The 7,979-nt window shown below is 73.8% G+C and carries 7 protein-coding genes, 2 tRNA genes and 1 other RNA gene; 6 read left to right on the forward strand and 4 right to left on the reverse strand.

Going from position 1 to position 7,979, the window contains the following annotated elements; genetic code table 11:
• Nucleotides 1–29: 29 nt before the first annotated feature.
• The 3 genes from VGB14_02565 (at nt 30) to VGB14_02575 (ending at nt 4,199) form a co-directional block, all read left to right on the forward strand.
• Nucleotides 30–242, forward strand: a complete 213-nt coding sequence (locus VGB14_02565) for a hypothetical protein (protein HEX9991790.1) — start codon at nt 30–32, stop codon at nt 240–242.
• Nucleotides 243–497: 255 nt separating this feature from the next.
• Nucleotides 498–2,711 (forward strand): VCBS repeat-containing protein, encoded by a 2,214-nt coding sequence (locus VGB14_02570; GenBank protein ID HEX9991791.1) that lies wholly within the window; start codon nt 498–500, stop codon nt 2,709–2,711.
• Between the two features lie 87 nt (nt 2,712–2,798).
• Nucleotides 2,799–4,199 carry a hypothetical protein gene (locus VGB14_02575; protein ID HEX9991792.1) on the forward strand — a complete coding sequence of 467 codons (1,401 nt, stop codon included), beginning with the start codon at nt 2,799–2,801 and terminating at the stop codon, nt 4,197–4,199.
• Between the two features lie 10 nt (nt 4,200–4,209).
• On the opposite strand, the gene VGB14_02580 is transcribed toward VGB14_02575, so the two are convergent.
• From VGB14_02580 to VGB14_02590, 3 genes are all read right to left on the reverse strand, one after another.
• Nucleotides 4,210–4,300 (reverse strand) — tRNA-Ser (locus VGB14_02580).
• 23 nt (nt 4,301–4,323) lie between these two features.
• A complete protein-coding gene (gene tadA / locus VGB14_02585) occupies nt 4,324–4,770 on the reverse strand; it encodes a tRNA adenosine(34) deaminase TadA (protein ID HEX9991793.1) in 447 nt (148 codons plus the stop codon).
• A gap of 251 nt (nt 4,771–5,021) precedes the next feature.
• Nucleotides 5,022–6,140, reverse strand: coding sequence for a diguanylate cyclase (locus tag VGB14_02590; protein HEX9991794.1), 1,119 nt, complete (start codon nt 6,138–6,140; stop codon nt 5,022–5,024).
• Between the two features lie 3 nt (nt 6,141–6,143).
• Between VGB14_02590 and VGB14_02595 the strand changes: the two genes are divergently transcribed.
• Complete coding sequence (locus VGB14_02595; protein ID HEX9991795.1) at nt 6,144–6,509, forward strand: hypothetical protein; 366 nt, start codon at nt 6,144–6,146, stop codon at nt 6,507–6,509.
• Nucleotides 6,510–6,594: 85 nt separating this feature from the next.
• On the opposite strand, the gene VGB14_02600 is transcribed toward VGB14_02595, so the two are convergent.
• Nucleotides 6,595–6,682 (reverse strand) — tRNA-Ser (locus VGB14_02600).
• A gap of 48 nt (nt 6,683–6,730) precedes the next feature.
• Here VGB14_02600 and ffs point away from each other — a divergent pair.
• Nucleotides 6,731–6,829: signal recognition particle sRNA small type (gene ffs / locus VGB14_02605), an RNA gene on the forward strand.
• Nucleotides 6,830–6,881: 52 nt separating this feature from the next.
• Nucleotides 6,882–7,979 (forward strand): DNA polymerase III subunit gamma/tau (gene dnaX, locus VGB14_02610; GenBank protein ID HEX9991796.1); only part of this gene is annotated, 1,098 nt, incomplete at its 3' end.

Consider the following 7,979-nt stretch of genomic DNA (forward strand, 5'->3'; position numbering starts at 1 on the left):
TGGCCGAACCCTACTGAGGAGGGTCCGACATGGGAGAGGCTACGGCCCCACCTGGTAACGGCGGGAACGACGCCACCGGCCACGCGCGTCGAACCGCACTCGACCCCACCCTGCCGTCGTGGGCGCGGGAAGTCGTCGGGCTGCTGCTCGACGGTGACGCACCCACGCTCGACCTGCTGGAAACGCTCGCCACCGAGGCGGCCGTGCTGTTCGACAGGGGGCGCCGCTGGCTGACCGAGTAGCCCCCAACCCAAGCCGCCGGAACCCCGGCGGCTTGCGGTCTGCCCGTCGTTCGACAGTAGAGGGATAGTTACCGCCGTTCCTGTGCAAACGCGGCGGGGGCCGTCCGCTCCACCGTCGACGTCGACACCGACGCCCCGGCCGACGTGCTCGAGAGGTCAGGGCCGCCGCCGGGGCCGGGTCGACGCCGCCGGGCGCTGACCCGGCTTGGCCTCGGGTTGAGGCCCGCTTAGGCGGCCGCCACCTACCGTCCGGCCATGCTCCGAGCGTCCTGGTCCAGGGTGGCCGTCGCCGCCGTCGCGTCAGTCGGCCTCGTCGGTGGGATGGCGCCGGGCGCCACCGCCGCGCCCCGGGAGCTGTGGGTCGTGCCGGGGGTCAACAACGCCGGCGGGCCGTCACCGACCGACCTCGGCACCGCCGACTTCGACGGCGACGGCGTGGTGGACGTCGTCGTCGCCAACATCAACCGGGCCGGCCTCGTCGTGCTGCCGGGGACGGGCGGGACGGTGCTCGGTCCGCCCGTCCTGACCCCGCTGCCGGCCGCCGGCGCGGCGATCGCCGTCGAGGTGGCCGACTTCGACGAGGACGGCCGGCCCGACGTGGTCGCCGCCGTCATCTCCGACGCCGGCAGCACGCTGAAGGTGCTCACCGGCGACGGCGACGGCACGTTCACGTCCCGCTACAGCCGCAGCTCGGGGTCCGAGCGGCTGGCCGTCGGCGACCTGAACGGCGACGGCCATATCGACGTCGTCGCCTCGGCCGGCGGCAGCCAGGGCGACCAGCTCGAGGTGTCGTTCGGCCACGGCGACGGCACCCTCGGCGCGCCCGCCGTCTACCCGCCGCCGTTCTTCATCGGCGTCAGCGACGTGGAGGTCGCCGACGTCGACCGGGACGGCGACCTCGACGTCGTGTACGCCGAAGGGCCGCCCGTCACCCGCCTGAACGACGGCACCGGGGCGCTCGGCGCCCGCATCGTCAGCGCCGACTCGCAGGGCCGCCTGTCGGCGTACACCCTCGAGGTCGGCGACCTGACCGGCGACGGGGTGCCCGACGTCGTGCTCGGCGACGCCTCGGGCGGCAGGGTGACGGTCGCCGCCGGCCAGGGCGACGGGCGCTTCACGTTCTCCTCCGCCGTCGCCGGCGTCGCCTACCAGGTCGCCCACCTGGCGCTCGCCGACCTGACCGGCGACGGCCGCCTCGACGTGCTCGCCCCCGGCGACCTCGACTTCGGCGGCGTCGAGCGGGTCCTCGCCGTCCTCGCCGGCACGCCGGCGGGCACGCTGGCGGCGCCCGAGCGGTGGAACACCGGCGGCGCCTCGCCCACCCCCGTCGACCTCGACGGCGACGGCGTGCTCGACGTCGTCGCCACCGACGACGCCGGCGGCACGGTCTGGGCCGTCCGCAACGCCGGCCGGGCCCGCCTCCGGGCGCCGAGGGTGACGGTCGTGAACCAGCCCGGCTTCCTGGTGGGCAGCCTGGACGCCGCCGACGTGGACGGCGACGGCCGGTCCGACGTCGTCGTGCGCCTGCCCCAGGCCGTCGGCGTCTACCGCGGCCAGCCGGGCGGCACGCTCGGCCCGCTCCAGCGGTCGCCCGTCCCCGAGCTCCCGCTCGGCACGGCCTTCGGCGACCTCGACGAGGACGGCAGGACCGACGTCGTGATGGGCGGCAACTCGCCCAACCTGTTCTGGTCGCGCGGCAACGGCGACGGCACGTTCGGGGCGGCGACGGTCCTCGACAGCCGCTCGACGGCCGCCATCTTCTCCGTCCAGGTCGGCGACGTGAACGGAGACGGCCACCTCGACGTCGCCGCCATCACCGCCGGCCGGGTGACCGTGCTCCGCGGCAACGGCGACGGCACGTTCCAGCCGGCCGAGGCGACGGGGACGGCGAACGGCGGCCTCCACCTGGCCGACATGGACGGCGACGGCGACCTCGACGCCGTGTCCGTCGAGCGGACCGGGACCACGAACTTCAGCTCCTCCCGGGTGCGGGTGAACGCCAACGACGGCACCGGCCGGTTCACCCAGGTGCAGACGGTGACCCTGCCCAACAACAACAGCGGCTCGGTGGTCGCCGACCTGCTCGGCGACCCGCTGCCCGAGGTCGCGAACGTCGGCCCCCGCGGCACCGACGGTGGCGTGTCCGGGCTGTTCGTGCTGCCCAACACCGGCGGCACCCTCGGGACGGCGATCCGCCACCCGGCCGGCATCACCGACATCGCCGCGGCCGACGTGGACGGCGACGGCGACACCGACCTCGCCACGCTGGCCACGACGTCGCCCGGCCGGTCCGTCCAGGTCTTCACCGCCCTCGACCGCCCCGGCCTCGGTAGCCCGACCGCGTACCCGGGGTTCGTCAACCCGGACTCGCTCGTGCTGGCCGACACCACGGGCGACGGCCGCCCCGAGATCGCCACCGTCCGCAGCAGCAACCCCAGCCAGCTCGCCCTCTACCAGCACGTCAGCTGACGGCCCGCCGACGGCGTGCCTCGCTCGCCGTGGTCGCCGCTGCTCCTACGCTGTCGTCGGACACTGGGGGAAAGGCAGGCGGAAGCGATGGCAGAAGAGACGTGGCACGCGGCGCGGCTCATCCCGACCTCGGGGATCTCGGGAGCCGACGAGCAGGAGCGGCGAGCCACGTCGGCGTTGCTCGCCGTGATGGCCGCCGTCCGGGAGTTCGGACGTGCGATCACCCGCCCGCTCGGTGCGCCGGCTGGCACCATCGAGACGTTCATCGAGGTGCCGTTCGACGTGGACGGCAAGAAGGTGTTCCCCGACGGCCTGATCCGGATCCGGCGGGGCCAGCGATCGTGGGTCGCCCTGGTCGAGGTGAAGACGGGCACCAACCAGCTCGACGCCGCACAACTCGAGGCGTACCTCGACGTCGCCCGCGAGCACGGCTACGACGCGCTCCTCACGATCTCGAACGAGATCCCCGCCGTGCTCGGCACCCACCCGACGCCGGTCGATCGCAGGAAGCTGCGGAGAGTCGCGCTCCACCACCTCTCGTGGACGCAGGTGCTGACCGAGGCGGTCTTGCAGAAGGTGCACCGTGGCGTCGCCGACCCCGACCAGGCGTGGATCCTCGGCGAGCTCATCCGCTACCTCGAGCACCCGCGGTCGGGCGCGCTGGAGTTCGACGACATGGGCGCGTCGTGGGTCGCGGTCCGTGATGCGGTCGCTGCCGGGACGATCCGCGCCGCCGACAAGGCCGCCTCGGAGGTGGCCGGCCGGTGGGACCAGCTCCTGATGTACGTCTCGCTCCGTCTCGGCCGGCGGCTCGGGATCGAGGTGCAGCCGAACCTGTCGCGGCGGGAGGTCCTGGAGCCGGCGCTGCGAGGCCAGGCGGTGGTGCAGACGTTGGTCGAGAAGGGCGTGCTCGAGGGCGGCGTCCGCATCCCGAACACGGTCGGGCCGCTTGTGGTCACCGCAGACTTGAGAGCGGCCAGGGTCACCGTGTGGGTCGACGTGGAGGCGCCGCGCGAGGGCCGCCCTCAGACCCGTGTCAACTGGCTCGTGCGCCAGTTGAAGGATGCTCCCGACGCCGTCCGCGTCGACTGCTTCAAGCGAGGCAGGGGCTCGTCGACGAGCGAGCTACTCCGCGATGTCCGGAGCAACCCGTCGCTCCTCGTCGACGACCCGAAGCGTGAGATTCGAGGCTTTCGGGTCGCACTGAGCGCGCCGATGGGTTTGAAGCGGGGCCAGGGCCGCGGCAGCTTCGTCGGCTCCGTGTTGTCGCTCGTCGACGACTTCTACGAGTCGACGGTGCAGCGGATCAAGCCGTGGGCGGCGCCACCGCCCCGTCTCCGGCCACCGGTGCCCGACGAAGCGCAACAGGACGTGCCGACCTCGCTGGTCTCCACCTCGATCTCGTCGCAGGACGGCCCGTCGCCGTCCGTCGGCGGACCGAACGGCGCGTCGGTGGTCGAATCGCAACTCGGCGACGCCGCCGAGTAGCAGCGTGGAGTGGCGGAGGGCGTGGGATTCGAACCCACGGTGGCCCGAAGGACCACAACGGCTTTCGAGGCCGCCCCATTCGTCCGCTCTGGCAGCCCTCCGGGGACGAGGATAGCCGCCGGCCCTACCGGCGCTGCCCGAAGAAGCCCGTGAGCAGGGCGGCGGACTCCGCGGCCAGGACGCCCGGGACGACCGCCACCTCGTGGTTCAGGCGAGGGTCGACGCAGAGGTTGTAGAGCGACCCGCAGGCCCCGGCCTTGAGGTCGGCGGCGCCGAACACGAGGCGGTCGACCCGGGCGGCGACGAGCGCGCCGGCGCACATCGGGCACGGCTCCAGGGTGACGACGACGGTCGCCCCGGCCAGCCGCCACGTGCCGAGCGCGGCCGCGGCGTCCCGGATGGCGAGGACCTCGGCGTGGGCCGTGGGGTCGCGCCGGAGCTCCCGCTCGTTGTGCCGGGCGGCGACGACCTCGCCGCCGACGAGCACGACGGCGCCGACCGGCACGTCGCCGTGGGCGACCGCCGCCTCAGCCTCGGCCAGCGCCACCCGCATGGCCGCGACGTCGTCCACCGCCGGACCGTAGCCAGTGGTCGAAGGCGACGCTGTACCCCCGGGACGCACGAGAGCTCGGCAGCGTCCCGGAGCTCGACGGGACGACCTCGATCAACGCGACGTCCACCGACGTCGGTCGACACGGTCGACCCCGTCGAGCGGACGTCGTGCGGTGCCGTTCCGACCCGCCGGAGCCGTTCCGCCGACTGCGGGACGACGTCCACGGCCGTCGGGAGGAGCCGGGCCTCGAGCTCCCGGCGCGGGCGGTGTCAGGGGGCGGCGCTCAGAGCGGCGGCCTGCCCGGCCGACGCACGGTGCAGATCGTCAGCGAGGACGACACGGTTCCTGCCGCTCGACTTCGCCTCGTAGAGGGCGGCGTCGGCGCGGCCCACGAGTGTCATGGGCAGGTCGTCGCCGGCGAGCAGCGCGACGCCGATGCACACGGTGAGCGAGCGGTGGTCCGACGGGAGCGAGAGGTGCAGCGCGCCGAGCTCGGCCCGGATCCGCTCGGCGGCGGCGAGGGCGCCCGAGGCGTCGGCGTCGGTGAGGATCACGAGGAACTCCTCGCCTCCCCATCGCCCGGCCAGGTCCTCGCCGCGTGTGGCGAGCCCCAACGCGTCAGCCACGGCAGCGAGCACGCTGTCACCGGCTTCGTGACCGTACGTGTCGTTGATGGACTTGAAGTGATCGATGTCGACCAGACAGACCGCGAGGGGCTCGCCGCTCCGCTCGCTGTGGGCGACGGCCCGCTCGAGCGCCTCGGTCGTCGCTCGCCGGTTCGGGAGCCCGGTCAGCATGTCGGTCCGAGAGAGCAGCGCTGCCTCCGCTCGAGCATCGCCGAGTCGCAGGAGCGAGCCGATGGTGACGATGGCGAAGCACGCCAGGGCTGCGAGCAGCGCCCACGCCATCCACGCGGCAGCTCCTTCGACGGGGGCGTGGAGCCCGTCGGTCGGAGCCGTGAGCACCACCCGCCATGGGGTGTCGTCGACCGACGCGACGGCGGCGGTCATGGCGGTGCCGTCCGCGGCCTCGTAGGCGAAGATCCCGTCCGGCCAACCGGCGAAGGCGGTCTGGGGTCGCAGGCGTGATCCGCCGGCGAGCACGTTCCCGGCCCGGTCGATCAGCGTGCCGGCGCCGCCGCCGACGGGGACGACGGCGTCCACGAACCTTCCGAGCGGTGCCGTCGACGGGGAGAAGGCGCCGCTGAAGACGCGCCGACCCGACGGCGTGTCGTAGGGCACCGCGACGGCGGTGATCGGGACGGCCTCGGCGGCCGACGGGACCATCTGCGAGACGCCGATGTCGCCCGCGACGGCGGTCCGGAGATGTTCGTACTCGACGGTCATGTCCTTGCCGAGCAGCTCTGGTCGGCTGGGCGAGACGTGCAACAGATGACCGTGCCCGTCCAGCAGGACCGCCGCTTCGAAGTCGAACGAGGCGACGACCTGCTCGAAGGCCGCGGCGGTGACGACCGGGTCGGCGAGGAGACGCTCGGCCTGCGCTCGTTCGCGGCCGGCGAGATCGGTGATGTAGTCGCGGGCGAACCCCGCCGTCATCGAAGCCCGCGTCAGGAATCGGGCGTCGAGGGAGTGTCGGGCTTCCTCGCTGCCGTCCTTGACCAGGACGCCGAACCCGACCAGGAGCACCGCGGTGACCGCGCAGAGCCCGGCGGCGAGAACACGGAGGCGCCCCGGGCGCGTCGAGCCACGTCCACGAACTGCCACAACGATCTATCGGACGATTCGGCCGCAACCTGACGTCGGGGCGGCTGATGGGACAAAGCCCGCCGGGCCGCGCGTCTGGAAGTGTGCAGGAGCAGGGTGGGTTCGAGAGAACGACAGCTGGCGGAGGGAGTGGGATTCGAACCCACGGTGGCTTGCACCACACACGCTTTCCAAGCGTGCCGATTCGGCCGCTCTCGCATCCCTCCCGGGGTCGATCAGGGTAACCTGTGGGGCGGCCCGCTCTTCCACGTGGCGGTCGGGCCCTGTGCAACGGTGGCCCGTGAACCGAGTCAGGGCCGGGAGGCAGCAGCTCTCAGCGGAGCCCACCGTGTGCCGCAGACCGCCTGGCCGCCACCTGGGAGGGCGGGCCCTTGCGCGCCCGGCCCCCGGTAGGCTCGCCTGGCCATGGCGTACCAGTCGCTCTACCGCCGGTACCGGCCCCGGCGGTTCTCCGAGGTGCGGGGCCAGGACCACGTCACCCGGGCGCTGCGCAACGCCGTGCGGGACGGCACCGTCGCCCACGCCTACCTGTTCAGCGGGCCCCGGGGGACGGGCAAGACGTCGACGGCCCGCATCCTCGCCAAGGCCCTCAACTGCGCGGCACCGGTCGACGGCGAGCCCGACTGCACCTGCGAGTCGTGCCGGTCGGTCGAGGCCGGCACCTCCTACGACCTGCACGAGCTCGACGCGGCGTCGAACAACAGCGTCAACGACGTCCGCGACCTGATCGCCAAGGCGGCGCTGGCCACCCCCGGCCGGGAGAAGGTCTACATCCTCGACGAGGTCCACATGCTCTCCGGGGCGGCGGCCAACGCGCTGCTGAAGACCCTGGAGGAGCCGCCGGCCCACGTCACGTTCGTGCTCGCCACGACCGACCCCCGCAAGGTGCTCCCGACGATCAGGAGCCGGTGCCAGCACCACGAGTTCCACCTCCTCCCGGCCGACGAGCTGGACGCCCACGTCCGCTGGGTGGCGGCCGACGCCGGCCTCGAGGTCGACGACGCCGACGTGGCCGCCGTCGTCCGCCAGGGCGGTGGCTCGGCCAGGGACACGCTGTCGGCCCTGGAGCTGGTCGTCGCCGCCGGCGGGGCGGCCGAGGACGTCGCCGCCGCCGACGAGCTGGTCGAGTCGCTGTGCGAGCGGGACACCGGCCGGGCGCTCGCCGCCGTCGAGGAGGCGGTTCGCGCCGGCCAGGACCCCCGTGAGCTGGGCGCGGCCGTGATCCGCCGGCTCCGCGACGCCTTCCTCGCCGAGCTCGGCGCCGACCTGTCCCACCTGCCCGGCCCCGACCGGGACCGGGCGCTCGACCAGGGCAAACGCCTCGGCCGGGCGCTCGCCGTCCGCTCGCTCGAGGTGCTCGGCGAGGCCCTGGTGGAGATCCACAAGAAGCTCGACGCCCGGATCGCCCTCGAGGTCGCCCTCGTCCGCCTGACCCGGCCGGAGGCCGACGCCTCGCCGGCCGCCCTCCTCGACCGCATCGAGCGCCTGGAGCGCCGCCTGGCC

The sequence above is a fragment of the Acidimicrobiales bacterium genome (genome assembly GCA_036399815.1).
Taxonomy (GTDB): domain Bacteria; phylum Actinomycetota; class Acidimicrobiia; order Acidimicrobiales; family DASWMK01; genus DASWMK01.